Source organism: Nostoc sp. T09, from assembly GCF_002154695.1.
Lineage (GTDB): Bacteria > Cyanobacteriota > Cyanobacteriia > Cyanobacteriales > Nostocaceae > Aulosira.
Map to the genome: position 1 here is coordinate 1 of NZ_MTAV01000134.1, position 25,444 is coordinate 25,444.

General features: G+C 40.3%; 28 protein-coding genes and 1 tRNA gene. 18 read left to right on the plus strand and 11 right to left on the minus strand.

The features are described 5' to 3' along the window. A partial coding sequence (locus tag BV372_RS25090; protein WP_179198227.1) for an EthD domain-containing protein occupies positions 1 to 591 on the minus strand: 591 nt, incomplete at its 3' end. 250 nt (positions 592 to 841) lie between these two features. After that, positions 842 to 1,603: an SDR family oxidoreductase gene (locus tag BV372_RS25095; RefSeq protein WP_086689215.1), complete on the minus strand. Its 762-nt coding sequence runs from the start codon at positions 1,601 to 1,603 to the stop codon at positions 842 to 844. 263 nt (positions 1,604 to 1,866) lie between these two features. On the opposite strand from BV372_RS25095, the gene BV372_RS25100 reads away from it, so the two are divergent. The 9 genes from BV372_RS25100 to BV372_RS25140 all read left to right on the plus strand — a co-directional run bounded on the left by BV372_RS25100 (position 1,867) and on the right by BV372_RS25140 (position 9,427). After that, a complete protein-coding gene (locus tag BV372_RS25100) occupies positions 1,867 to 3,390 on the plus strand; it encodes an NB-ARC domain-containing protein (protein WP_086689216.1) in 1,524 nt (507 codons plus the stop codon). Between the two features lie 346 nt (positions 3,391 to 3,736). Beyond that, on the plus strand, positions 3,737 to 4,099 hold the full coding sequence (locus BV372_RS25105; protein WP_086689217.1) for a helix-turn-helix transcriptional regulator: 363 nt from the start codon (positions 3,737 to 3,739) through the stop codon (positions 4,097 to 4,099). Between the two features lie 215 nt (positions 4,100 to 4,314). Continuing rightward, positions 4,315 to 5,028, plus strand: a complete 714-nt coding sequence (hetL, locus tag BV372_RS25110; RefSeq protein WP_086689218.1) for a heterocyst differentiation pentapeptide repeat protein HetL — start codon at positions 4,315 to 4,317, stop codon at positions 5,026 to 5,028. A gap of 375 nt (positions 5,029 to 5,403) precedes the next feature. Continuing rightward, complete coding sequence (locus tag BV372_RS25115) at positions 5,404 to 5,628, plus strand: hypothetical protein (protein WP_086689219.1); 225 nt, start codon at positions 5,404 to 5,406, stop codon at positions 5,626 to 5,628. A 444-nt stretch (positions 5,629 to 6,072) separates the two neighbouring features. Continuing rightward, complete coding sequence (locus tag BV372_RS25120) at positions 6,073 to 6,408, plus strand: hypothetical protein (protein ID WP_086689220.1); 336 nt, start codon at positions 6,073 to 6,075, stop codon at positions 6,406 to 6,408. 124 nt (positions 6,409 to 6,532) lie between these two features. Further along, the gene (locus BV372_RS25125) at positions 6,533 to 6,913 is read left to right on the plus strand and encodes a YtxH domain-containing protein (protein ID WP_086689221.1); all 381 of its coding nucleotides are present in this window, start codon (positions 6,533 to 6,535) and stop codon (positions 6,911 to 6,913) included. A gap of 11 nt (positions 6,914 to 6,924) precedes the next feature. Next, positions 6,925 to 7,470 (plus strand): hypothetical protein, encoded by a 546-nt coding sequence (locus BV372_RS25130; RefSeq protein ID WP_086689222.1) that lies wholly within the window; start codon positions 6,925 to 6,927, stop codon positions 7,468 to 7,470. A gap of 211 nt (positions 7,471 to 7,681) precedes the next feature. Further along, the gene (locus BV372_RS25135; protein WP_086689223.1) at positions 7,682 to 8,491 is read left to right on the plus strand and encodes a TPM domain-containing protein; all 810 of its coding nucleotides are present in this window, start codon (positions 7,682 to 7,684) and stop codon (positions 8,489 to 8,491) included. Positions 8,492 to 8,803: 312 nt separating this feature from the next. Beyond that, on the plus strand, positions 8,804 to 9,427 hold the full coding sequence (locus BV372_RS25140) for a precorrin-8X methylmutase (RefSeq protein ID WP_086689224.1): 624 nt from the start codon (positions 8,804 to 8,806) through the stop codon (positions 9,425 to 9,427). 31 nt (positions 9,428 to 9,458) lie between these two features. Here the strand turns inward: BV372_RS25140 and BV372_RS25145 are convergent, their stop codons facing one another. The 5 genes from BV372_RS25145 to BV372_RS25165 all read right to left on the minus strand — a co-directional run bounded on the left by BV372_RS25145 (position 9,459) and on the right by BV372_RS25165 (position 13,496). Next, positions 9,459 to 10,169, minus strand: coding sequence for a phosphate ABC transporter permease (locus BV372_RS25145; protein WP_086689225.1), 711 nt, complete (start codon positions 10,167 to 10,169; stop codon positions 9,459 to 9,461). 229 nt (positions 10,170 to 10,398) lie between these two features. Beyond that, positions 10,399 to 11,235 carry a 4-hydroxy-tetrahydrodipicolinate reductase gene (gene dapB / locus BV372_RS25150; protein ID WP_086689226.1) on the minus strand — a complete coding sequence of 279 codons (837 nt, stop codon included), beginning with the start codon at positions 11,233 to 11,235 and terminating at the stop codon, positions 10,399 to 10,401. 488 nt (positions 11,236 to 11,723) lie between these two features. Beyond that, positions 11,724 to 11,796 (minus strand) — tRNA-Ala (locus tag BV372_RS25155). Between the two features lie 69 nt (positions 11,797 to 11,865). Then, complete coding sequence (locus BV372_RS25160) at positions 11,866 to 12,594, minus strand: HAD family phosphatase (RefSeq protein WP_086689227.1); 729 nt, start codon at positions 12,592 to 12,594, stop codon at positions 11,866 to 11,868. Beyond that, positions 12,591 to 13,496, minus strand: coding sequence for a class I SAM-dependent methyltransferase (locus BV372_RS25165; RefSeq protein ID WP_086689228.1), 906 nt, complete (start codon positions 13,494 to 13,496; stop codon positions 12,591 to 12,593). Before BV372_RS25165 ends, BV372_RS25160 begins: the two co-directional genes overlap by 4 nt. Before the next feature lie 338 nt (positions 13,497 to 13,834). Between BV372_RS25165 and BV372_RS25170 the strand changes: the two genes are divergently transcribed. The 7 genes from BV372_RS25170 to BV372_RS25200 all read left to right on the plus strand — a co-directional run bounded on the left by BV372_RS25170 (position 13,835) and on the right by BV372_RS25200 (position 20,078). Continuing rightward, positions 13,835 to 15,016, plus strand: a complete 1,182-nt coding sequence (locus BV372_RS25170; protein ID WP_086689229.1) for an RtcB family protein — start codon at positions 13,835 to 13,837, stop codon at positions 15,014 to 15,016. Positions 15,017 to 15,101: 85 nt separating this feature from the next. Continuing rightward, complete coding sequence (locus BV372_RS25175) at positions 15,102 to 15,983, plus strand: ATP-grasp domain-containing protein (RefSeq protein WP_086689230.1); 882 nt, start codon at positions 15,102 to 15,104, stop codon at positions 15,981 to 15,983. Positions 15,984 to 15,991: 8 nt separating this feature from the next. Beyond that, positions 15,992 to 17,509, plus strand: coding sequence for a thioredoxin-like domain-containing protein (locus BV372_RS25180; RefSeq protein WP_086689231.1), 1,518 nt, complete (start codon positions 15,992 to 15,994; stop codon positions 17,507 to 17,509). Between the two features lie 207 nt (positions 17,510 to 17,716). Continuing rightward, on the plus strand, positions 17,717 to 18,088 hold the full coding sequence (locus tag BV372_RS25185) for a KGK domain-containing protein (RefSeq protein ID WP_086689232.1): 372 nt from the start codon (positions 17,717 to 17,719) through the stop codon (positions 18,086 to 18,088). Positions 18,089 to 18,131: 43 nt separating this feature from the next. After that, the gene (locus BV372_RS25190) at positions 18,132 to 18,482 is read left to right on the plus strand and encodes a DUF952 domain-containing protein (RefSeq protein ID WP_086689233.1); all 351 of its coding nucleotides are present in this window, start codon (positions 18,132 to 18,134) and stop codon (positions 18,480 to 18,482) included. 37 nt (positions 18,483 to 18,519) lie between these two features. Next, a complete protein-coding gene (locus BV372_RS25195; RefSeq protein ID WP_086689234.1) occupies positions 18,520 to 18,708 on the plus strand; it encodes a DUF4089 domain-containing protein in 189 nt (62 codons plus the stop codon). Continuing rightward, on the plus strand, positions 18,705 to 20,078 hold the full coding sequence (locus tag BV372_RS25200) for an AtzE family amidohydrolase (RefSeq protein ID WP_086689235.1): 1,374 nt from the start codon (positions 18,705 to 18,707) through the stop codon (positions 20,076 to 20,078). The genes BV372_RS25195 and BV372_RS25200 overlap by 4 nt, the downstream gene beginning before the upstream one ends. 469 nt (positions 20,079 to 20,547) lie before the next feature. Here BV372_RS25200 and BV372_RS25205 read toward each other — a convergent pair whose 3' ends face one another. From BV372_RS25205 to BV372_RS25215, 3 genes are all read right to left on the minus strand, one after another. Then, positions 20,548 to 21,525 (minus strand): alpha/beta hydrolase, encoded by a 978-nt coding sequence (locus tag BV372_RS25205; RefSeq protein ID WP_086689236.1) that lies wholly within the window; start codon positions 21,523 to 21,525, stop codon positions 20,548 to 20,550. Positions 21,526 to 21,678: 153 nt separating this feature from the next. Further along, positions 21,679 to 22,185 (minus strand): GNAT family N-acetyltransferase, encoded by a 507-nt coding sequence (locus BV372_RS25210; protein ID WP_086689237.1) that lies wholly within the window; start codon positions 22,183 to 22,185, stop codon positions 21,679 to 21,681. Further along, complete coding sequence (locus BV372_RS25215; RefSeq protein WP_086689238.1) at positions 22,182 to 22,694, minus strand: GNAT family N-acetyltransferase; 513 nt, start codon at positions 22,692 to 22,694, stop codon at positions 22,182 to 22,184. The genes BV372_RS25210 and BV372_RS25215 overlap by 4 nt, the downstream gene beginning before the upstream one ends. Positions 22,695 to 22,731: 37 nt before the next feature. Between BV372_RS25215 and BV372_RS25220 the strand changes: the two genes are divergently transcribed. Beyond that, a complete protein-coding gene (locus tag BV372_RS25220) occupies positions 22,732 to 23,649 on the plus strand; it encodes an isopenicillin N synthase family oxygenase (protein WP_086689239.1) in 918 nt (305 codons plus the stop codon). After that, positions 23,649 to 24,794 carry an FAD-binding oxidoreductase gene (locus BV372_RS25225; RefSeq protein WP_086689240.1) on the plus strand — a complete coding sequence of 382 codons (1,146 nt, stop codon included), beginning with the start codon at positions 23,649 to 23,651 and terminating at the stop codon, positions 24,792 to 24,794. Before BV372_RS25220 ends, BV372_RS25225 begins: the two co-directional genes overlap by 1 nt. Positions 24,795 to 24,850: 56 nt before the next feature. Here BV372_RS25225 and BV372_RS25230 read toward each other — a convergent pair whose 3' ends face one another. Next, positions 24,851 to 25,429 (minus strand): hypothetical protein, encoded by a 579-nt coding sequence (locus tag BV372_RS25230; RefSeq protein WP_218776765.1) that lies wholly within the window; start codon positions 25,427 to 25,429, stop codon positions 24,851 to 24,853. Positions 25,430 to 25,444 lie beyond the last annotated feature (15 nt).

The following is a 25,444-nucleotide window of genomic DNA, read 5'->3' on the forward strand; positions in this document are numbered from 1 at the left end:
ATCTACTTCCTCTAATAAATGCAGTCGGAACTTCAAGACAGAATTGCTCTGGATCACAGCAGGGGCAAAAATGTCTGTCATGTATCTGCGAAAAGCTTCCACACTCACAGCATGAGATTTTTTAATCATGACGTGGAACTTAACCACACCCAATTTTCCGTTGGGATCTCCTGTAGGGATGCTATCAATATAAGTTTTGGAATTGCCAGAATTAGTTATGTAACCAATTGCTTTGCTGAAGATGTTGCGTTCATCATCCATGAGAATGGCGGCAGATTTGAACCAGATATCGCGTTCAGCTTCTGACTCAAAGGTTAACTCGGCAATTGCCGGAAATTGTTCTTCTTCAGTACAGGTGTAATCTATGCCGACAGTTGTCGGCCAAATGCCAGCTTCATTTTGAGCTAGGTGAAACTGCCAGTATTGATACTGTCCTGGAAGACGGGCACAGACAGGGCCATGCACATTCTTCCAATAGTTATTGAACAGTTCTAGGGAAATGCCTTTGCGTTTCCACAAACATAAGTAAAAAGCTACCTTGCCTTTTTGGTCGCGGGTTGAGTAATCGAGTCTTCTGATTGCTGTTGTCATTGCTTTTCTCCTTGCTTCAAAAATCTCATTCAGAATGCTGAAGTTTTCGACTTGATTAAATCGCGTCTAAACTCACATGAATACGCAAAATCATTACCTGGGTCTTTGTGCTTTTGATTGGCAATATCGACTGCGATCGCAATTAGCACCTGACAATTAATCGCAGCTCCTAGGCTTTAGCTATACGAGTAACAAAATCGCCAAACTTTGGATTAATACCTGAATCTAAGTAAAAACAAGATAATTAAAACTACTGCGCTGTAAAGCCACCATCAATAGCTAACGATTGTCCAGTAATAAAACTAGCTGCCTGTGAACAAAGCCAGATAACGCTACTAGCTATTTCTTCTGGTTTACCTAAACGACCCATAGGATGTAAAGATATAAATTTGGTCTTACCTTCTTCACCTAAAATATCTAGATTACGAGCTAGCAAATCTGTTTCTATGCCTCCAGGGCATACGCAATTAATCCGAATATTGTCTTTAGCGTGTTCTAAAGCTAATGATTTTGTTAAACCAATAACACCATGTTTACTAGCAGTGTAAATAGGAACATTAGGTAAGGCAACTAGTCCAAGAATAGAGGAATTGTTGATGATTAAACCTCCACCTTGTTTTAACATTTGGGAAATTTGATACTTCATAGATAACCAAATTCCTTTCAGATTAGTATCAATAACTAAATCCCAAATCTCTTCAGATTGTTCCACGCTAGAAGTAACAGGTTCTTCAACACCAGCATTATTAAATGCATAGTCAATGCGACCGTAATGGTTAACTGTTTGAGCAATTAAGTTTTCAACTTGGATGGCTTGAGTTATATCAGTTTGGACAAATATAGCTGTACCACCTTTGTCTTGAATTAATGAAACTGTTTCTTCACTCTCTTGAATTCTGCGGCTAGCGATCACCACTTTTGCTCCTTTGTGAGCGAAAGCTAATGCTGCTGCTCGACCAATACCTGAATTGCCACCTGTAATTAGAGCGACTTTACTATCAAATTCATCCATTGTTTTGGCACATATTGTATTTATGCTCTTAAGATAATTCGATATTTTATCTGTGTCATTACATAAAATGTCTGCTTTTAAAGGCTAAGAAAGTCAGGTTTTTGGCTAAATATAAATTTAAATATTGTTTGAAAATTATAAGCGTTTGAATTAGGATATTTCACTCCACTGTTAGGCTTGTTAGAAGTTAAGTTATACTCAATCTTTTATAAATGTCTGAAAATGTCAGGTATGATTAGCATGTCGGTATAAAAAATGAAAAGATGGACTTTGAGCCAAAACTCTCTACAGTAAACGCTGCGCTCTTTGAGCGTTTTGGCAGATATCTCAATGATGTTGAAGCAGCAATTATTGTGGGTTCACTTCAAAGGCTAACCTACGAAAAGATTGCAGAAGATTCTGGATACTCTGAAAGTTATGTCAGGCGTGATGTTGGGCCAAAGCTGTGGAAGATGCTTTCTGAAGCCTTGGGAGAACAAGTTAGCAAAACCAACTTTCAAACAGCATTGGAGCGAAGATTGCTGTTGCTGGAAAGCAAAGAAAAAGCGTCTCAATTAATACCTCTAACCCCAGATGCAGACTGCAAAACACAATTATTAAGTTCCTCACGCCAAGACTGGGGTGAAGCAGTTGATGTTTCGTTGTTTTACGGACGGCAAAACGAACTTGCTACTCTTACACAGTGGATTTTGCAAGACAAATGTCGATTAGTTGCACTGTTAGGTATGGGTGGAATTGGTAAGAGTGCTTGTAGCGTGAAACTAGCCCAAATTCTGCAAGCAGAGTTTGAGTTTATTATCTGGCGCAGCCTGGCTAACGCTCCTCCTTTAGAAACTCTTTTAACTGACTTAATACTGTTTTTATCAAATCAGCAAAGCATTAAAGCAGACATAGGGCAATTGATTCATTACTTGCGTAGTGCGCGATGTCTTGTAATTTTAGATAACTTGGAAACGATTTTAGATGCAGAGCAAGCTGGACAGTATAGCCCAGGCTATGAAGGATATGGCGAACTGCTGCGCGTAGTAGGGGAAACAAGTCATAAAAGTTGTGTGATGCTTACTAGCCGCGAAAAACCAGCTGAAATAGCTACCTTTGAAGGCGTAGAATTAGCAGTACGTACTTTGCAATTAAAAGGCTCACAAGAAGCAGCCGTTGCCTTGCTACAAACAAAGGGCTTAGTCGGTTCTCCACAAAAAAAGCAAGCATTATGTGAACGCTACAGTAACAATTTATTAGCCCTCAAAATTGTTGCCACTACTATTCAAGACCTCTTTGATAAGAGTATCGAGGATTTTTTAAAACAAGACACAATGGTGTTCAATGGTATCCGTCGCCTATTAGAGCAACAATTCAATCGCTTATCTGCTTTAGAACAAACTGTGATGTACCAATTAGCGATTAATCGTGAATGGACAACAATTGATCAGTTGCAAAAATATATTGTACCGACTATTTCAAAGGCGCGTTTGTTAGAGGCATTAGAAGCGTTAAATGGGCGATCGCTAATTGAGAAAAAATCCAGTAGCTATACTCAACAACCTCTAGTAATGGAATACGTTAATGAGAAATTAGTAGCGCAGGTTGCCAAAGAAATTGCACTAAAAAAACTTTCGTTGTTGTTCACTTATGCATTTAAACTGGAAGCATCAATGCTTGGCTCATCAAGCTTGAAAGCAGCTTTGGATTTAAATTGGAATGAACCAAATCAAAGAAATTTAGCTTTGAGTATAGTCCTAAGTGTACTTGAACAAGCAGAAACACGCGCCCAACACAAAAGTCACTAATTACTCATCAGTCATTTCCACTTTAAAAGCAACACCAAGTAGTAGATAATTTATAGATGAAGTTAATCTATACTAACAAGACCGCCACGGGCGTTAGCGTAGCTCTTCCTTAAGGAGACACGTTCCTACAACTAAAGGATGAAAATGCTACCCTTTCTGCCTACTGCCTGCTGCCTTTATATTTTTAACTGATTTTTGGCATCAATCAACTTTGAAAGAGGCAACACTTCCCTATTCACCCGACTCCAAACGAAAATCTCTACACAAAAGGAAGCTGCGTAAAGAGAAAATGTCAATATACTTAATTATTAATAAACTATTTTTTTGCTGACGAATAAATCTACCTATGCTAAAAATCAAGCCATATCAGGCTGAACCAGCAGTTATCGCGGCGGTTGCTGAGTATTTCAAGGTGCTATCAGAAGTTAGCCGACTACAGATTTTGATCTGTCTTAAGTCAGGCCCGATGAATGTGATGGAAATTGCGGAAGCGACTGGCTTAGGACAGGCCAATCTATCCAAGCATCTAAAAGTGTTAACTCAGGCAGGGGTTTTATCTCGTCAGCCCAAAGGTACAAGTGCTTTTTACGAGATTTCCGACCCGATGATTTTTGAACTTTGTGAGTTAGCTTGCAATCGCATTAGCGATCGCATTCTCCAACAGGCAGAAAGCCTGAAGGCTCTGCGCAGTAATACAGGAGTTTTTTGAAAATCTGTAGGGGTGGGGTTTCCCCGCCCTTTGCGACAATCCATATCTGACGATCATTAATTGAATCTATATAATTTTTCAGTTTCTGGGTATACAGATCCGCCCGTATGGGAGTCAAATTACTCAAAAGCTATTTAGTGATTTAATGAATAAGTCAAGGTGATGGCGATCGCCGTTATAAAGAATTTCATCTCCATGCCCGTCCAGAAGATATTATGACTGTGCCCAGTCCAGTGGGAAAACCTAGCCGTGCTTTATGTAATTCTTTTGCAGAAAAGGCGATCGCAGGTTCATCAGCAATAGAACGACGATGCATTGCCAATTGTTTAGAATCGTGTTTGAGCGGCATAGATTTTAGTTATAGCGATTTACGTCAGACACGCTTAGGCAAAAGCAACTTCAACCAAGCTTGTCTACGAGAGGCAGATTTAAGTGAAGCCATCCTCTGGGGTACAAACTTGAGTGAAGCCGATTTGTATCGTGCCATTCTCCGAGAAGCGGATTTGACGGGTGCGAAGCTAAATCATACTAATTTGGAAGAAGTCAACTTAATCAAAGCTAGTTTATGTGGCGCTAATCTAAACGGTGCAAAACTCTCGCGTTCTCTGCTATTTCAAGCCGATTTACGCCCCAGTTCCGACCAGCGTACAGACTTGGGATATGCTGTTTTAACTGGCGCAGACTTAAGCTACGCAGACCTCAGAGCCGCTTCACTACATCATGCAAACTTAGATAAAGCAAAGTTGTGCCGGGCAAATCTTAGTCAGAGAATCGAGTGGGAAGATATGGCGACAGATCTCAGCGGAGCCAGTTTGGAAGGAGCAGATTTAAGCTATGCCAATCTCAAAGGAGCAGACTTAACAGGAGCTATTCTCACGGATGTAGAATTCCAGGGGGCAATTATGCCTGATGGGAAAGTTCATGTTTAAAGATGAGCGATTACTCTCAAAAATTTAGATCCAGATGCGATCGCCCATTCCCCGATCAATTAAAATGCGCAAACTGAACAAATATTATATTAAGCAAAGACATCCTTACAAAATGTTTTAACTAAATCATAAGAGTAATAATCTAACGCACATTTAACTAGAGCATCCCAAATGTGCAAACTTGATTTGTAACAGTTTACTCACCAAGGTTATGTATTGCGCTGTCACTTTATCGGACATACTAAAACAGCACAAAAATATCAATTTAAAGAATGTGGTTTTCACTACGTTATTGCATGGAATTAGTAAGATAAACTTGCTCTATGCATGTCATCAAACTACTGAGTATCATTTAGTTACAAAAAGGGATAACCAATGAGTAAAGAAGTAGTCAAAGTAATCTTATGGGAAGAAAATCAAAAAGATTTTATCAGAAAGTTCTACGATCTCCAATTTATTCCCAGAATAGGAGAGGAAGTTTACTTAAAAAAGGAGAAATGGAGAGTAACCAGAGTTGAGCATGATTTAGAAGTTAGCGAGATTAATATTTACATAGAAGTAATCAAAAAAATGAAGCAGGAAAAATCATCTAATTCATAATTTAGATGGACATAAATATTGATAGTAATTGCAAGCCAAATGACATTGTGCGATTATGTTTAGTTACTTAAATAAAACTAAATACACTTAATTTTTGTAAAAGGAAGTTACTAGCATCCCTTTGAGTGGTTTCATGATCCTGGCGTCTTCCGACCCAAACAATTCTGATGATCCAAGGTCTAACATTGTAGTCTGTGGATTACAGAGTCTACAATTTAGCGATGAAAATCAATTGGCACAGATGCGCCAAGGTTGAACTCTGGAAGAGGTAGAGTAAATTTTTAGTCGCAGGTTGCATAATGACCGTGACAAAACCCTGTTTGAGGTGTGCCTAGGCGCACATCTGGTTCTAATAGGACGGAGTTATAGCAATCTACTCTTGCTATCTGCCCACAATGATCCAGCAGCCTGGGTACTGCCATATTATCTATATTTAAGGTAAAAATGGTAACCTTAGTTGTTATACTTAATATCCTAATTTCGCTCCTGCTACTCTATGTGGCTTGGCGAATGTGGAAGCTGAAGCAACAAATACGGATAGTAGCAGATAGATTAGCTACTTATGAACGTTATAGCCATGCAGTACTGTATGCAGCACCCGAAAATATCTATACTGCCCAGCAGAAAATTTCTAACCTGCGGCAGAGAAACCAAAGCCTAGAGGTGCAAATTCAACAAGTACGGCAAATTATCAGTCTATTGTTTTTAGGAAGACAAGTCTGGCGGCGCTCTTTTCAGAGCTTAGGCTCTACATTTGGCAAGAAGACAGTAGCAAAATGACCGTCAAAGCAACATTTCTACCGCAGATCATAGTCACTATAGGTTTAAATAATTAAAATTGCTTGAGTTTTGCAACGGGAGAAAACCCACCTAAAATGGGTGTAAGGAGAGAAACAATATAAAAATGTCTAACAACCGTTCTGGAGTATTTATTGGCGGTTTGATGCTAGGGGCAACCATCGGAGCCTTGACAGGTTTGCTCGTCGCTCCACGCACAGGGCGCGAAACGCGTAAACTCTTAAAAAAATCTGCCGATGCCCTACCAGAATTGGCAGAAGATTTATCAACAAGTGTACAAATCCAAGCGGATCGTCTCTCTGCTAACGCACTACGCAACTGGGATGAAACTTTAGACAGACTCAGAGAAGCGATCGCAGCTGGTATTGTTGCTACTCAAAGAGAAAGCCAAGTCTTAAAGCGGCAAAACGTTGTAGAAAACCGCAGCGCCGATTCGCAAACCGAAGAAGACTCAGATTCTCTTGCCCAGAATCTAGAACGTTCATAGATAGCATAACCGTGATCGATCCGCTATTTTGGCTGGGATTTTCCATACTCTTAGTCGCCGCTAGTCTGACTGCTGTTTTAGTGGCGGCTATACCGGCTTTGCAGGAATTAGCGCGTGCGGCTCGCAGTGCAGAAAAGTTATTTGATACTCTCTCACGAGAGTTACCGCCTACTCTTAATGCTATCCGAACCACTGGTTTAGAAATTACTGATTTAACCGATGATGTCAGTGAAGGTGTTAAAAGTGCCGGTCAAGTAGTTAAACAAGTCGATCAAAGCTTGGATAGTGCAAAAAAACAGGCTCAGAACCTTCAAGTAGGCACACGCAGCATCTTTGTGGGTGTTAAAACTGCTTGGAAAACCTTCACGCGCCAAAAACCTCCCAGGCGATCGCTTGATCGTCTGCCAAGCACTGAAAAAACATCTCTCAATTTACGTGAACGAGAAGCGCTCAGGCAAGAAAATCGCCGCAATAAATCAGAAGTCTACCGTACTAATGACGGTTATAGTGAAGCTCCTGGTTGGGAAACGAGTTTCGACGATCAAGACTTGTCTTGAAAGGGACTAGGGAGACAACTAGTCATCAATGCCCAATGCCAAATGACAAATACCAAATCTGAGAGAATATAACTCACTATTTGCTTAGATCCTTATAGATTAATTCCCCTAGATTAGAGTAAAGTAAACAAGTGTAAAGAAGTATCTCTTTTCCCGTACCTTTTAAAACAACTTGTTCACTTCTACTGTTGATATTTGTATAAAAACGTCCATGCAATCTTGTTTTTGGCGACGAATTCTGGTATCTATTGCAGTATTTTTCTTGGCTGGGTCAATTTGGGTGATGCATTCTCCACCAGCACTGGCTTATGACAATCCTGAGTTACTACCCAATACTCCTACTCCAGTTGTAGACTTAGCCAAATCGCTCACCGATGTCCAAGAAGAAAAGCTTGTTCATGATTTAGAGCAATTTCAAGCTGAAACCGGTTGGAAACTGCGAGTATTGACCCAATACGATCGCACTCCTGGTCGCGCAGTCATCAATTTTTGGGGTTTAGATGATAAAAGTATTCTGCTAGTTGCCGATTCACGTGGTGGTAACATCCTCAGCTTTAGTGTTGGCGACGCGGTTTACGAGTTTTTACCCCGAACTTTCTGGATTGAACTACAAACACGCTTTGGCAATTTGTATTTTGTCCGAGAACAAGGTGAAGACCAAGCTATTCTACAAGCCTTAGATTCAGTTAAGGGTTGTTTACTTCAAGGTGGTTGTAAAGTGGTTCCCGGCTTGCCACGCGAACAGTGGATTCTCACTCTGATTACCTCAGTTATCGGTGGAGTAGTTTGTGGATTTGCATCTCAACCCCAGCGCGAAGGACAAATTTTTGCTTGGCAATGGGCCTTAATTTTCTCTCCTTTATGGGGTATCTTGTTTATTGCCTTCGGTATTGGCCCGGTAGTTACAAGAACAACTGATTGGCTACCTCTATTTCGTAATATCGCTGGTTTTCTGATTGGCGCTTTGGTGGCTTATCTTTCGCCTATTTTCACTCGGTCTTCTTCCAATGCTGAGCTATGAGTGATTCAGAGCCTGCACTTTGCGAAGAGAAGCCTGAACGGAGGCTTCCCGACTAAAAAGCAACTGGTGATTCCAGTCCTATTCGGCGCAGCCGTTCCCTAAGGTAAGCGGGTTTCCCAACCTAGGGAACTGGCGTTAGCGTTAGCGACATTTGCGTAGCGTCTCCCCTTGGGAGAAGGAAGGAGCGTCGGAACGATCTTCACCCAAAGGCTGTTGCTGATTAACTTAATTTTTACCTATTACTCAGCACTCAGTTTTAGGGAAGGTCTGAAGCTGATAAGCTGAAAGCTGAGATCTTAGAGCTGAATGGTAATGGAATGGCACGTAACTGATGCTCAAAGTTTAGCAATCATTGATAGTGAAATTGGCGATCATGTATTTTCACCAGCAGAATATGAAATTGTCCGGCGGGTAATTTACGCCACAGCCGACTTTGAGTATAAGTCTTTAATTCGCTTTTCTGAGCACGCCTTGCAAGCTGGAGCAGCAGCCTTGGCGGCGCGTAGCACTATCGTGGTAGATGTGCCCTTGGTGCAAGTAGGCATTAGCTACGATATTCAAAACACTTTTGCCAATGCGGTATATTGCAGCTTTGAAACCCCGACACGTCCTCAAAAAGAAAAAACCCGTGCAGCTTGGGGAATAGAAACTCTAGCGCAGCGTTATCGAGAAGGCATTTTTATTGTCGGTCAGGCGCAAACGGCACTGACAGCAATAGTTGATTTAATTGAAGCAGAAGAAATTCGACCTGCTTTGGTAATTGCTACCCCAGTTGGTTTTGTGGATGTCGATATTGCTAAAGAACGCTTGCAAGAATCTTTGGTGCCAAACATTATAATTGACAGCCGAAAAGGCAATGCAGTTGTAGCGGCTGCGATCGTTAATGGATTGGTAGACTTGGCTTGGCAAGCCTACGGGCAAGATCAGAATAGGTGAAATTGAAGCAGAGCAACAACACAGTGAAGAATTAATATCGCTCATCGTCTTCTTCCCTCTCTTCCTGTTGACGACGACGCCGACGCGGCCTATCTTCTGAATCTTCACGTAAGCGACGGCTGACTTCACCAAAGAAATCTTGTCGCACATAAGGATAGTCGCTTACCCACAAGTCACGGCTGGGAATGTAGATATCGCTGAATTCTTCTATTCTGCCCAAATCTCGGCGATTTGACATCACCACCATTTCGGCTATTAGTCCCCGAGTAATGACTTTATAAGCAGGCTTTAGTGGAGCTTCAAACTCAATGCTAAATCCTGTGTCATCGCCGACTTCTAAGTTAATCCGCTTTTCTCGATTTTCTACAATTACCAACTCTCCTTTGCTATTAACAGTTTCCTGTTTGCCAATTAACTGGTCTGTGATCCACCAATCGATTATTCGGCCTCGGAAAAAGCCGCTGTATTTGTAACGGCGGCATTTTGCATTCCGCACACTGGCTTGAAATACTGGATACCACAGCCAGAAAAACGCGCCGACTATCCCCAGGATAAAGACTATTAGATCAAAGTCAATTCTAAAAAAAACTTTGACAAGCAGAACCACAACTACAGCAACTACAGAAATTAATAGCCGCTGTATGAAGTTAGAAAACTTTCCCCAGTAATGCTTGTACTGGGGACCACTGGCAATCAATGGCATTACTTGTTCAAATTTCTGTCGAGTCAGTGGGACGAGCATGAGTGCTGAGTAGTGAGTGTTTAGAGAGGCTGGGGAAGAGGCGCGGGCGCGGGGCAGGGGGCAGGGAGTAGGGGGACAAGTGGGACAAAGGACAAAGCGCAAAGTCGAGCCAGTCGTGTGGGCGGGTTTCCCGACTTGAACGAACTGGCGTTGAGCGGAGGCGTCCTCCGATCAGAACTTTGTAAGAGAGGACAAATGACCATTGACCAATGTCCAATACCTTTGAAGTTTATAGTATCTTTTCTAATCCATATACTAATGACTTTAGCTGTAAGACTTTGCGAATTGCTAGTAATACTCCTGGCATATAACAAGCACGATCGCTCGTATCATGCCGTAAAGTATAAATTTGACCTGGTGCGCCAAAAATCACTTCCTGATGGGCAACCAATCCCGGCAATCGCACGCTATGAATCCGAATGCCTTCTTCTGCTAAACTGCCTCTAGCTCCAGTCAATTTTTCTGTCTCTTCTACTAGAGCAGGGTTAAAAGTTTTACCAAGCTCTGCTAGTAATTGTGCGGTTTGAATCGCTGTCCCACTAGGCGCATCGGCTTTTTGATTATGATGCAGTTCGATAATTTCTACGTGATCAAAATATTGGGATGCGGCGATCGCTGCTTGTTGTAGCAGTACCATACCAATGGAGAAGTTAGGAATAATTAGACAACCAGTACTAGCTTTGTCCGCAAAGTCTGTCAAATCTTGAATTTGTTCTGGACTTAAGCCAGTAGTGCCAACCACCGGACGAATACCGTAAGCGATCGCACTGCGAATATTGTCATAAACTGAATCGGGATGGGTAAAGTCTACCATCACCCCTGGCGGGCTTTGTCTGTCACCAGCCACGTATCCCAACATTGGTTCTAATTGATTGGTAATTGGCACTTCTAGGGGTTCGCTTAAACCCGCCAACTCTCCAGCATCTTTATCTTGATGTTCGGGACTACTGTCAATTGCACCCACTAGGTTTAAGTCAGGTGCTTGTGCTACAGCTTTCACTACCTCGCGGCCCATTTTGCCAGCAGCACCGTTGACAATAACAGGTATTGGAGCTTGATTCGTCATAGGTCGAGCAAAACTTTTTTAGCTAACAAAGGAATTGTAGAGACTTTAGTGATCTGGTAGCTAGTTACTCAAGTTTCTGGTTCAATTCCTGCGGCTATCAGTTGTGAGGCTAAACATTCAGTTTTTTCCATTCCCTAAAGTAATAGTTTGCCATTGTAAGAATTCTGAAGCCGAAAGGGTTAAAGAATAAGGAGAAATATTTGATGAATCAATTTACTAATCTACTAGATTACCGCTAAATTCTGACTTCTGACTCCTGGGTGCTGAATTCTTACTTGCCATTTTCATCTAGATTTTTATAATTAGACCGTAAATCAACAGTTTCAGATATACACCCAGGGCTTTGTAAAGCTGCTTGATAATTTGTGATTTAAGAGTCGAAGTAGGCTGTAAAATTCTAAATTAGAGTTCATAATAATTGGCAAAAAGTAGCCCATTATTGTTCATAATAATTCTTTAAAGCTGGCAATAATAATTTAATCTCCAAATGGAGAATAGGGAACTCGAATCCCTGACCTCTGCGGTGCGATCGCAGCGCTCTACCAACTGAGCTAATTCCCCATATCTAAAGATTTCGGACACTCTTATTTGAGTTGACTCTTCAATCTTTAATATTCACCATTTTCCATTTTAACATTCGCCCGCCGTTACTTGTAACTCTTTTTGGGAATAAACTTCCTGTACTCGTTCCAGTTCCAAATCAGTCAAATAATCCACAGTCCAATTACAGCAGCGCTGAAGCATATGGAAAGGGTAAGTATTTGCTACACCCACTACTTGCATTTGCGCTCGTTTGGCTGCTTGGATACCAGCTGGGGTATCTTCAATTGCCAAACACTCTTGTGGTTGCAGGTTTAAGTCAGGATATTTTTGGTTTAGCCGTTCTACAGCCAATAGATAACCATCAGGTTCTGGTTTGCTGGTAGTGATATCATCACCAGCTACGATCACTGAAAAATGTTCGGCTAGTTGAGCGCGATTGAGTACCAGTTCTATTTCTTTGTAAATTGCACCACTAACTAGCCCTAGTTTCAGATTACGCGAACGCACCTGAAAGATTAAGTCGTCTAAACCTGAATATAAAGGCAGCTTTTCAATTTTCTCTATTTCCAAGGCATATCCCTGCGCCTTCCGGTTCAACAACTGAGTTAAATACTCTTCGCTGACGACACGACCGCGATTTTGCAATAGTTGTTGAAAACAAGCGCGATCGCTGCGTCCTAAAGAAGCTTGACGTTCATTGACTCGTTGGGGTTGGAGATTTTCCTGAATGAGAATCTCATCTATCAGTTGCAGGTGGATTTGCTCATCGTTAATGATGACACCATTAAAATCAAATAAAACTGCCTTTAAACTCATGCTCTTATGCCAAAAACTGGGGACCCTAGATCCTCCAAATCACTGCTATCTGTTGAATTAGATACGTACTGCCGAACTTTTTTGTAGGTAGTTACATCTTCTTTGGAAATAGGTTTTACGCCACTAGTTACCTGATGCATCCACCAAACATCCTGGATTGGCAAGGTTGAAAATCCTGCTTTACCCATACTTTCATTGAGATTGAGAGCGGCATACTCGCGAAGATATGGCTCCTCAATAACATCATTGAGCCATTCTAGCTGACGTAGGGCCTTTTGATTACTATCTAAAATTAATACTTGCCCACCTGCTACGAGTAATCGAAAGCTTTCCTGTATAATCGCCTGTGATACGGCAGTTGGGATTTCGCGGAATAATAAAGAAGCTGTTACTAAATCAAAAGCAGCATCAGGAAAGGCTATTTTCTCGGCATTACCATGTCGCCAAAGTATCTCTAATCCAGCACTTGTGGCTTTATGTTCTGCCATTACCAACATATAAGCGGATAAATCTAATCCTATAACTTCCGCTTGCGGGAAAGCCTGTTTTAACATCAACGTAGTAGAACCTGTGCCGCAACCCAAGTCAAGTATGCGCCGGGGTTGGACTTTAATCGCATCAATCAAAGCCTGACGTACAAGGGTTTCGTTAGGAGGCAGCAGGTATTGGATAATTGGATCGTAGGAAACTACTACCTGAGGGTTAAGATAGCCGCCCTCAATTCCACGAAATTTGTAGCTACTGTAGTAATAGGGAATTGCAACATCAGCTCGTTGAAAGCGATCGCTCTGTTTCTCCCAGTCAATACTTTGAGCATAACGTTCTAACCCCTCTTCATCAATCAAAAACCGGACTACAGGGGATAAAAAACGTTCCCAGAATGGATTTTGAGGAACCGCCATAGGATTGGACTATTTCAACCACAGTGATATTCTTTACAAATTTTAATATATTTCTCAGCACTCTGCTTTTGTTTGGGGAGCGATGCCTTCTCTTTCAGAGACGCTACGCGAACGCTAACGCGATTACTGATTGCTGATTGGTTGACGCAGATAATTACATATACTACATTAATAATACAAACTCTCAAAGCTTGGAATACTTCTTCAGTCTGATTAACTGTGAAGAAACAAATTTTATATCAAGCAAGATGTAAATTAATACAATTAAACCTGATGTATATGCTTAAAGCTGCATCTAATTTCAAATTACACTGGAACAATCTTATATAAAGAAAATTATGCCCTACGAAAAGTTAGAAATTCCTACACCAGCACCAGTTTTATCTTGGGCTAATCATGCTTTGGGACCAGAAGAAACCAAAATGGCCAAGAATGTAGCATCACTGCCATTTGTGTTTAAACACGTAGCATTGATGCCAGATGTCCATTTAGGTAAAGGTGCCTTAGTAGGTTCTGTACTAGCAACAAAAGAAGCAATTATACCTGCTGCTGTTGGTGTAGATGTGGGCTGCGGTATGTGTGCGATTAAAATGCCATTTACTGCTGAACAACTAGAAGGCAAGCTGAAGAAAATTCGCTTGGATATTGAAGCAGCAATTCCTACTGGATTCAACGAAAATAAAGAGGTTGAAAAATCTGTTACTAATTGGCAACGCTGGAGTGATTTTAAAGACTTGCATCGCGGTGTGCAAAATCTACAAAGTAAAGCCATGAAACAGATGGGTTCTCTCGGTGGAGGAAACCATTTTATTGAAGTTTGCCTTGATACAGAGAACCAAGTTTGGTTGATGCTGCATTCTGGTTCGCGCAACATCGGCAATAATTTAGCTCAGTGCCATATTAATACAGCCAAAGAATTAGCAAAGATGGCAGGTAATAATTTACCCGATCCAGATTTGGCTCATTTTGTAGCTGGTACACCAGAATTTCAGGCATACTGGAACGATTTGCAGTGGGCACAAGATTACGCAAGTTTCAACCGCGATGTGATGATGGCAAGATTTAAGCGCATCATCGAAAAACATCTAGCAGGTGGAAAAGCTACTAAACCCTTATTACAAGTGAATTGTCATCACAATTACGCCGAAAAAGAAGTACATTTTGGCGAAGATGTGTATGTGACTCGTAAAGGCGCAGTTCGTGCCCAAGCTGAAGACTATGGCATAATTCCTGGTTCGATGGGAGCAAAATCTTTCATTGTCAAAGGCAAAGGTAACGCTCACAGCTTCTGTTCATGCAGTCATGGTGCAGGCAGATTACTGTCTAGAAATAAGGCAAAAAATGTCTACACACTTGATGATTTAATTGAGCAAACAAAGGGCGTAGAATGCCGTAAGGATGAAGGTGTATTAGATGAAATTCCTGGTGCTTACAAGCCAATAGACCAAGTAATGGAAAATCAATCAGATTTGGTCGAAGTTGTAGCAACACTTAAGCAAGTCTTGTGTGTCAAGGGATAAGGTAGGGGCACAGCAATGCTGTGCCCTTCCGTGAATTTTGCGTTCAAAGCATGAATTCTATTCAAATGAAAAGCGCTGTAAATAAATGATTGTTTTAAGCGAATCTACCGAACAAATAGAAGCATCAGCCAGCGCTAGTGAAAATAAATTAATGACGGAAGCTGCTCAAATATTAGGCTTTAAAGTCTACCATATACCGAGAGATTTTCAACGCTGTGGTACAGCAGAAAATGCTCTATGGCATATTCCCATATATACAAAACAAACCACTGGCATTTGGATAGGATATATTCCTGAATTGGAACGGTATAAAGCTATATATCAAGCCGCTTTAGCTAAAGGTATAGAATTACTTAATACTCCTTTAGAACACCAGACAGCACTAGAATTTGACTTGTTTTACCCGCATTTACAAGGATTAACGCCTGATAGCGTAGTGATTACATCGACGCAGGAATGTATCAAAGCAGGTGAATTATTAGGATTTCCTGTATTTATTAAAGGCGCAGTTCAATCAAGAAAGCAACAAGGATGGGAGTCTTGTGTAGCCAATAATCAAGAAGAATTAGTTAAGTTAACAGAATGGTTATTAAAGCTCAAATATGGTTCACGGGGTAGAGTAATTGTCAGAAAGTTAGTGAAGCTGCGACATCAACGTCTAGCTCCTAATAGCTTTCCTATGGGAAGAGAATTTAGATGCTTTATTTATAATCATCAAATTCTCAAGTATGGATATTATTGGGATGGGAAAGATGATTTGAGCAAGTTATCGCAACAAGAAGAAAAACAAGTTTTAAACTTGGCACTTCTAGCCTCTGAATGTCTTAGAGTTCCTTATGTGGCAATTGATATTGGGCAATTAAAAAGTGGTGAGTGGATTGTGATAGAAACAGCAGATGCCCAATTTGCTGGGATTTGTCACATTCCTGCACTTGAATTATGGAGTAAATTAAAAAATATCTCTTAAAATAATTTATGATTCCCCGTGTTAGAGCGCCAGAACTACCGCAAAACTCCCCTTGGTTTAACACCGATAAACCATTATCTATTAAACAACTCAAGGGCAGAGTTATAATATTAGACTTTTGGACATACTGTTGTATTAACTGTTTACACATCCTACCAGACTTGAAATATTTAGAACAAAAATATCAAGATAGCCTGACAGTTATCGGTGTCCACTCTGCTAAATTTGACAACGAAAAAGAAACTGAAAATATTCGTCAAGCTATCTTGCGCTATGACATCGAACATCCTGTTGTAGTAGATACTGGTTTTCGGGTTTGGCAAGAGTATGCTGTACGTGCTTGGCCTACTTTAATGATTATTGATCCAGAAAGTTATGTAATTGGCTATGTTGCTGGTGAAGGTCATCTTCATGCTTTAGACCAACTAATTGAAAAACTAATTCAAGAACATCGCGAAAAAGGCACAATTAATTTTCAAGAATTCAGCCTGAATTTAGAAAAACAGCGCCAACCCTTAATTACACCCCTGGCTTTTCCTGGCAAAGTTCTAGCAACATCAGCAGGTTTATTTATTGCTGACTCTGGTCATCATCGTTTAGTGATGAGTAGTTTTGAAGGGGAAATTCTCCACGTAATTGGCACAGGGAAATCTGGTTTAACTGACGGTAATTTTAGTGAAGCACAGTTTTCTGCACCTCAAGGAATGGCATTTGATGCAGATAATCAAATTCTCTATGTTACTGATACAGAAAATTATGCTTTGCGGCGAGTTGATTTGCAGCGTCAGGTTGTAGAAACTACCGCGGGAACTGGTGAACAAAGTCGTAATATTCGTCCTCATGGTGGCGCTGGTTTAGACACAGCGCTAAATTCTCCTTGGGATTTGGTGAAAGTAGGAAATACCTTGTTTATTGCGATGGCGGGAAGCCATCAAATTTGGGAAATGGATTTAGAAACTGGGGTTATCAAAACTTATGCTGGTATGGGCGCAGAAGCTTGTATTGATGGTTCCTTAAATGAATCTGCTTTTGCTCAACCTAGTGGTATTAGTAGTAATGGCGAAGAATTATATATTGCTGACAGTGAAGTAAGTTCAATTCGTGGTGTGGGAATAGTGGAACCACGTTTAGTGAGAACTGTGTGCGGTAGTGGTGATTTATTTGGCTTTGGCGATGTAGATGGGCAAGGCGAAAATGTCCGTTTACAGCATTGCTTAGGGGTGGAGTATTCTCAGAATTATTTATGGGTAGCAGACACTTACAACCACAAAATTAAGTTAGTTAGTCCCAGCACAGGTAATTGTCAAACAATTTTGGGCGATGGCGTGATGGGTTTGCAAGATGGTGAAGGAAAAAATAGTAGATTTTTTGAACCTTCAGGATTGAGTATTATGGGTTCAAATTTATATATTGCTGATACTAATAATCACGTAATTCGTTGTGTTGATTTAAATTCGTTTGAAGTGACAACGTTGAAGCTAGAGGGTTTATGTGCGCCAGATGTTTGTGTTCCGTGTAATTTGTAGGATGATTTCTCACGCCAAGGCGCAAAGAATCACCGTCTGTGCGTGATATTTAAAAGAAAATTGTGTAAGGGGATCGCTTAACAGATGCTTAGGTTTGTATTTGTTGTTTTTATTACAGTATTTTTACTAAACTGTTGTCAAGAAAATTACAATATAATTTAGTCGTAACTGTAGATTGCTACTTTTAATTCTCGTATCAATAGTGACATGAAAAATAAATGTATTTTATTAGATTGTGTAGATGATGTAGTTTTATTTGAAAAAGATACTTATAAAATAAGTAGATTAAGAGAATTACTTATACAACAATTTATTAAGAAATGGCGTCAGGAAATTCGCACATATAAAACTCAGCTTACTAATGATTCAGTTGGTAGTTTATTTGCTAACATCTCTGCTGGTGATGAGTCCATTCCCTTCAGTGAAGTTAAACTAAATGCTGTTAAAGATTGTCAAGTTCTTAAAGCTGATGGTAGAGGGTGGCAAAAAGGAAAATTAGAAATTCAGATCTTCATATATCCTAATATTAATGAACGAAATAACTTAGTTATTGAATTTTATCCATATGAACCCATTTAGGCTTATTAAGCTCTAGATGAAATTCAGAAAATGTGCGAGCAACATGAAAACTATCCTCCATATGACGCAAGCGAAAAAATGGGAACAAGCAAAAATACTCGGTAGTTATCGCGCTGATTCACTAGATACTGAGGGTTTTATCCATTGTTCGGAAGCTAGCCAAATAGTCAAGGTTGCAAATAGGTTTTACCCTAACCAGAAGGAATTAATATTGCTATTTATTAATGCTGATAAAGTTAAAGCTGAAGTTCGTTATGAAGAGGCGGAAATAGGTGAGTTATTTCCTCATATTTATGGTGAGTTAAATATTGATGCTGTATTTCAAGCGATCGCTTTTGAATCTGGGGAAGATGGTTTGTTTGAATTGCCGCAAGAAGTTGTAGATTTAGATTGACGAACCGCGAAGACGCGAAGAACGCAAAGGAAGAAAGATGGAGAGTCAAGGGTTTGATGTGGGTGGGTATGTGGATCAGATGGCGTTGTTGGTGGATTTGCAGCTTAGGGATGAGTATCGTGATGGGGTGGTAGCAAACTTTGAGAGAATTAAAGCGATCGCTCTCTTGGTAAATGAATTCCCCATATCAGAGGAGATTGAAGTTGCACCTGTGTTTGAACCATGAATGATGCTGTATCAATAGCTGCGGCTGTGCGTGCAGGTAAACTTAGCGCGGTGGAAGTGACTCAGGCTGCGTTAGCCAAAATTGCTGCACGGGATCGTGAACTGAATTGTTTTACGGCGGTGATTGCGGAAACGGCTTTAGCAGATGCAGCCAGAATTGACAGCGAAATTGCTCAAGGTAATAATCCTGGGGCGTTGGCTGGTGTGCCTTTTGCAGCGAAAAACCTCTACGATATCGCTGGTTTAACCACTCTAGCGGGTGCGAAAATTAATGCCGAAAATCCCCCAGCTACCCAAGATGCAACAGCAGTCGCCAAGTTGAAGCAGGCTGGTGCTGTTTTGGTTGGTGCGTTAAATATGGATGAGTACGCCTATGGGTTTGTGACGGAAAATGCCCATTACGGCGCTACTCACAACCCCCATGATTTACAGCGCGTGGCTGGTGGTTCATCTGGTGGTTCGGCGGCGGCGGTGGCGGCTGGTTTAGTTCCGTTAACGCTGGGTTCTGATACTAATGGTTCGATTCGCGTTCCGGCTGCTTTTTGTGGGATTTTTGGTTTAAAACCCACTTATGGAAGGTTATCTCGTGCTGGGGTAGCTTTATTTTCTAGCAGTTTTGACCATGTTGGCCCTTTTGGGCGTTCGGTACGGGATATTGCGACAACGTTTGATCTACTGCAAGGAGAAGACGATCGCGATCCGGTTTGTACAAAACGTTCTCCTGAATTATGTTTACCACAACTCAATCGAGATATCTCTGGGATCAGAATTGCGATTGCTGGCGATTATTTTGTCAAGGGTGCGGAACCGGAAGCTTTAGCAGCAGTAGAACGAGTTGCTCGTGCTTTGGATGTGAATGAGTACGTTACGATACCAGAAGCACATCGCGCTAGGGCAGCAGCATTTATTATTACTGCCAGTGAAGGGGCTAATCTGCATTTTGAGAAATTGCGATCGCGTCCCCAAGATTTTGATTATGCAACACGCGATCGCTTTTTGGCTGGGGCGTTAATACCGAGTCAGTGGTATTTGCAAGCTCAAAGGTTTAGAAGATGGTATCGCGATCGCATCCGCGAAATATTTCAAAATGTGGATATAATTCTTGCTCCCACTACACCAATTACCGCCCCATTAATTGGTCAACAAACTATGATTGTAGATGGACAAGAAATACTAGTTCGTCCTCATCTAGGATTATTTACTCAACCATTATCTTTCATCGGTTTACCTGTATTATCAGTGCCAATTCAACGTTCAAATGCTTTACCTTTAGGCGTGCAAATAATCGCAGCACCCTATAATGAAGCGTTAATTTTAAAAGTTGCATCTGTGCTAGAAGCCAAGAGTATAGTATCAGCACTCGTGGTTTAAGTAAGGAAGTAAGAAAAATTTAATATATATGAATAAATCTAAACTTAACGTAGGGGTGTGACACACCTAAATTAGTACATTAGCGAGAATAAAATAAACCACCGATGAACACAGAGAGAAGTCGGAGCGGCGGTTTCCGCCGATCTGAACTTCGGTTTGAACACCGATAAAATGGATTTTTAATAATGCACGATTTTAGTCGTGTCAGTCCAGTAGGGTGTGTTATGCCGAAGGATAACGCACCTTGAATTATCAATAGACTTCTTGCATAAATAAAATTTTTGAATATCGAACCACAGATAAACACAGATGCACACAGATAAATATCTGTGTTTATCGGTGTTCATCTGTGGTTTTTTAATTCAGATTTTTACAATAAGTCTAATGTTGCAGTACTCAAGACCAATAACACATTCTACTCGCATGAATATTACCTAACTAAGGGTGAACAGTGATTGGCAGGAGAAAATTATTTAGTATACTTTTTGCTTTGGCTAATCGCAGTGACATTTGCATCTAAACTATCACCTGTAGAATATATATAATTCAAAGCAACTTTGTCATTTAAAATAGTAGCACGCAAGAACAATCCACTCCAACGAGCAATAGTTTCTATTGATGTATTTTGCTTGAGCTTGGGCAACTTTTTTTCTGCTCTTGCACCCACAGGGTTGTTAGTATTTGTGATGCCATAGTGATTTGCACCCAAAATGCTAATTAATGTTTTAGGAGGGTTTTGAATTTGTTCGTAAGTTGCCTGCGCTCTAAAAGGAAGAGCTATACTGTCAATGGTTCCCTGTAATAGAGCTACTTTAATGTTGGAATTATTGATAGGGATAAATTTTTGAGTAGTTTGGTTGCGAAGATTTGCACCAAAAAATGCTCCTGCTAAGAGTTCTTTAGGACGACTAAAAGAACCTTGACATAAAAAAGGTAAGCATAGATTTGCAATAGCAGATAGTCCTACAGCACCTCCTAAAGAGTGACCAAGCAAGCCTAGTTTTTCTGTATTAATAATGTTAGCAACAGGCGAATTAGGATTTTTATTTTCTAGCTTCATTTGTGCTAACACAGCTTCTATTTGTGAACTATCAGCGAAAAGTCCTGTACCAATCTTTGGAAGATTTGCTTGATGATTGGGAACAACTACGACAAATCCATAGCTAGCCACTATTCGGGAAAAATTTGAGTAATTGGATTTGTCTACATTTGCACCTTGTAATAACAAAGCAATAGGAAATGAGCGCTTACCTATTTTGTTACCTAATGATTTGGGAAAATAAATATCGGCTAGATCATTATTTGCAGATATTTTTGTACTGTAGCTATCGACATATTTAAATAGAGGTGCAGGATTGGATATTTCAGCTTTAGCTATTTTCCCAATGCCGCCAATAATCAATACTGCACTAGTTGAGGCTAATGACAAAGCTTTTAAGATAGCCACAAAAAAAGCTCCTTAGCGTAACTATATTGATTTATGCTTTTTACAAAGGTTATGTAAATAACAAGATTATATACAGGTTTTGTAACCAAAAAATTACAATCTTTCTATCTTTCTCTGAATAATAAAATTAGTGATTGAAAGGTCTGGGAATAATTACACCTTCTCAAAAGCTGGTGGATAAACAACTTTTCCCTTGTACCTTTCTTGATAACTTTGCAATGGCTTAACCATGAAAAATTCTTCTGGAACTGGGAAAGGAGACTCGATCGCATAATTAACTGATAGCTCAAACCCAAAGCGACTATAGAATGGGGGATGTCCTAAAACTATAACTATAGCTTCTCCTCTCGTATCTGCTATTTCTAAACCAGCTTGTACTAGTGCGCTACCAATTCCCTGTCTTTGAAAACGTGGATGAACAGCCATAGGTGCTAAACCAAGTACTTGTAATCTTTCTTCACCTACTAGGTTAATGTAGCTGAATAAAATGTGACCAACCACTAAACCTTCAACTTCTGCAACTAAGGAAAGTTCTGGAATATAACGGTTAGAATGACGAATCTCCTCAACTAACTTAGCCTCATTCTCTTGTCCAAAAGCTAGTACATTTACCTCAGCTATTGCTGGATAGTCTGCAATATTTTCCCTGCGGATATTCATGATGTTAAACTCAATTCCATAAAAACCCAGTTATTACGATATTCTAAAAGAATTTCAGTTTTTTCAAAATATGGTTCAATTTCATAAAAGCCCAGTGAACGATAAAGTGATAATGCTGCTTTGGTAAACGGTGCGGTATCTAATCTTAATTTTGCATAACCAATGTGGCTAGCTTCATTGATAATAGCTATTAATAAAGACCGTCCTATGCCTTTTCTTTGAAACTCTGGTCTGACATACATCCTTTTAATTTCGCCAATATTTGCACCAATGTTTCGCAAGCAAGCACAGCCGGCTATTTTATTGTCGTACTCTCCCAGAAGTAAACGGCCTGATGGTGGCACAAATTCTTCAAGTTGACTCATGTATTGTTCTAAGAACTGAGATACATCAAAACTAATACCTAATTCATGGGTAAATATTAAGTTAGACCAGTTACAATATTCTTCCCAAATTTGATGTAAATGGGATTGATGTTTTTCAGTCTCGAATTGGATAATTTTTAGCAAACTTTATCCCCTTGCTAACTCACAAACTAATCGTAAAATGGTTGCAATTCCCATAATTAATTTAGCTGCCTTCAGCCAGGATAATACAACAAAGTCAACTGTAGTTAAAGAAATTTATCAAGCTTGCCATGAAATCGGCTTTATGTACTTGCAAAATTATGGAATATCACAAGGATTGATAGAGCAAGTATTCACACAAAGTCAATCTTTCTTTAATTTACCTTTAGCTGTGAAGCAGCAGCTAGCTTGGAGTGATGAATTTAGTAATACAGGCTATGTCGGCATAGAAAGAGAACGCCTGAACCCCAAACAACCAGGAGATTTGAAAGAAGCGTTTAATATAAGTAAACAAGAAGAGAACAGGAAAGATTTACCTGAGTTCCCTTCAAATGTCCCAGGTCAAAACCCTAGTTTTCTTGCATTTTATGACGCTTGTACAAAACTAGCTAATACAGTGCTACAAACTTTTGCTTTGGCGTTGGAATTACCAGAAGATTTTTTTACTTCCAAACACAATCAACACAATCATACTCTGCGCTCGCTCCACTATCCGCCGTTACAAACAACGCCTCAACCCGGACAGATACGAGCTGGTGAGCATTCTGATTATGGCAGTATTACTTTACTGTTCCAAGATGACATTGGCGGGTTAGAAGTGCAAACTGCATCTGGAGAATGGATTGCAGCACCGTCGATTCCTGGTACGGTAGTAGTGAATACTGGCGATTTAATGCAGCGTTGGACAAATCATGTATTTTGCTCAACTAAGCATCGGGTAATGATTCCCAATGACAACAGGGTGAAACAGTCGCGTTATTCTGTGGCTTTTTTCTGTCATCCTAATGACGATACAGAAATTGCTTGTCTTGAAAGCTGCCGAAATTATCATTCCCCAATTTATCCTCCCATCCTTGCGGGAGAATATCTGTTGAGCCGTTTACAAGCAACATATTAATGAAGACTTACGACTGGATTGTGGTTGGTGGTGGAATTACAGGTGCTGCACTTTCCTACGAATTAGCAAAGACAGGCTTTTCAGTACTGTTGTTAGAGCAAGACGAAACACCACACAACGCAACTCGTTATAGTTATGGTGGGTTAGCTTATTGGTCAGGTACTACACCGCTAACTCGTCAACTCTCTGAAGAAGCGATCGCACGTTACCAAATCCTATCTCAAGAGTTAGACGCTGACATTGAATTTCGCGAATTGAATTTATTACTCACTATTCCAGCTGCTAGCGATCCCAAAGCAGTAGCAGCAAACTATGCTAATTTTGCCATTCCACCCCGATTACTCACTGTTAAAGAAGCTTGTGAATTAGAACCACTGCTAAATCGAGATGCGGTTTCAGGTGCTTTAACTGTTAAACACGGTCATATCCACCCAGAAAAAACAACACAAGCTTACATTCAGGCTTTTCTACGTTTTGGCGGCGAAATGCAGATATCTCAAGTGTGGCAAGTACTATCAAATGGTGTAAAAACCAATACTGCTACTTTCCATAGTGCTAACGTAGTTATTTGTGCAGGTGGACTCAGTCGCCAGCTATTAAAATCGGCTGGAATTCCCATCAAACTGTATTTCACCCATGCAGAAATCATTAAAACTCCACCTGTGGATGTGCGATTAAGTACCTTAGTGATGCCAGCCAATCTGCAACGGTTTCAACTAGAAGCTAAATCTACCCAAGTTGATGAGTTATGGAATGAACCAGGTAATCAGCCAGTACCGCCAATTTTAGATGCAGGTGCCGTACAATTTCAAGATGGTAGTTTGCGCTTAGGTCAAATTAGCCGCACACTTACAGATCCTCATGCGGAAGTAGACTCCCAAGAAAGTGAAAGTTGGCTGCGGGAAAGTATTGGTCAAGTTTTACCAGCGTTAGCAAATTTACCAGGAACCTGGCATCATTGCTTAGTGGCTTTTAGTTCTAATAGCCTTCCTTTAATTGGTGCGATTCCAGAATTTGCAAGTATTCATATTTTTTCCGGGTTCAGTAATCCTTTAGTGCTTGTACCACCTTTAGCACAGCACTTTGCTAAATTTGTATCTGGCAAAGATGAAATCATCAGCCAGCTATTAAGCGATCGCACTTAATAAACACAGAATTTCACAAGTTCGTAGTGCGATCGCTCCCAGCATTGACGCATCAGTTATACAGTGCGAATATCAATTTTTATTGAGCTAAGTTTGTCAAAAACCTGTTGAGTTCGATGAACAGGCCACCAATCGTAAAGAAAAATTTCCAATGGTCGCCACATTGCTACCCAACCAACAATCAAAAGCCCTTCTGTGAGAATGTTCGCAAATGTACCATCGCTAAACAAAGTAATTAGTTTGCTAATACTGGTACACAAGCCTAAAAACAAAAGACCAATTATCAATGAAATCCGACCCCGGCGGAGAGTCTGACGAAGTTCTCTGGCTGCATTATGCTTCCTGTAATCAAAATAGTTATGAATAGCTTCAGGTAGAATTTGTGTTTCTCGATCTCGACCCTGTTTGGGTAAGTAAAAAACTAGCTTTAAAGGAGTTTTCAGGGTAAATTCACTTACAGACTGGACAATGTAAGATTCAGCATCTTCATCAAGGTCTTTCTCTAAAAATGGTGATGGATCAAATGAGTTAAATATTTGACTCACATTAGTGAGCCGAATTTCAATTAAGTATGTGCCACCTTCATTTTTATAATAACCCAAGTTGCGGGTTATCGAATGATGTGTGCTTGTCACCCCTCAACAATTTAT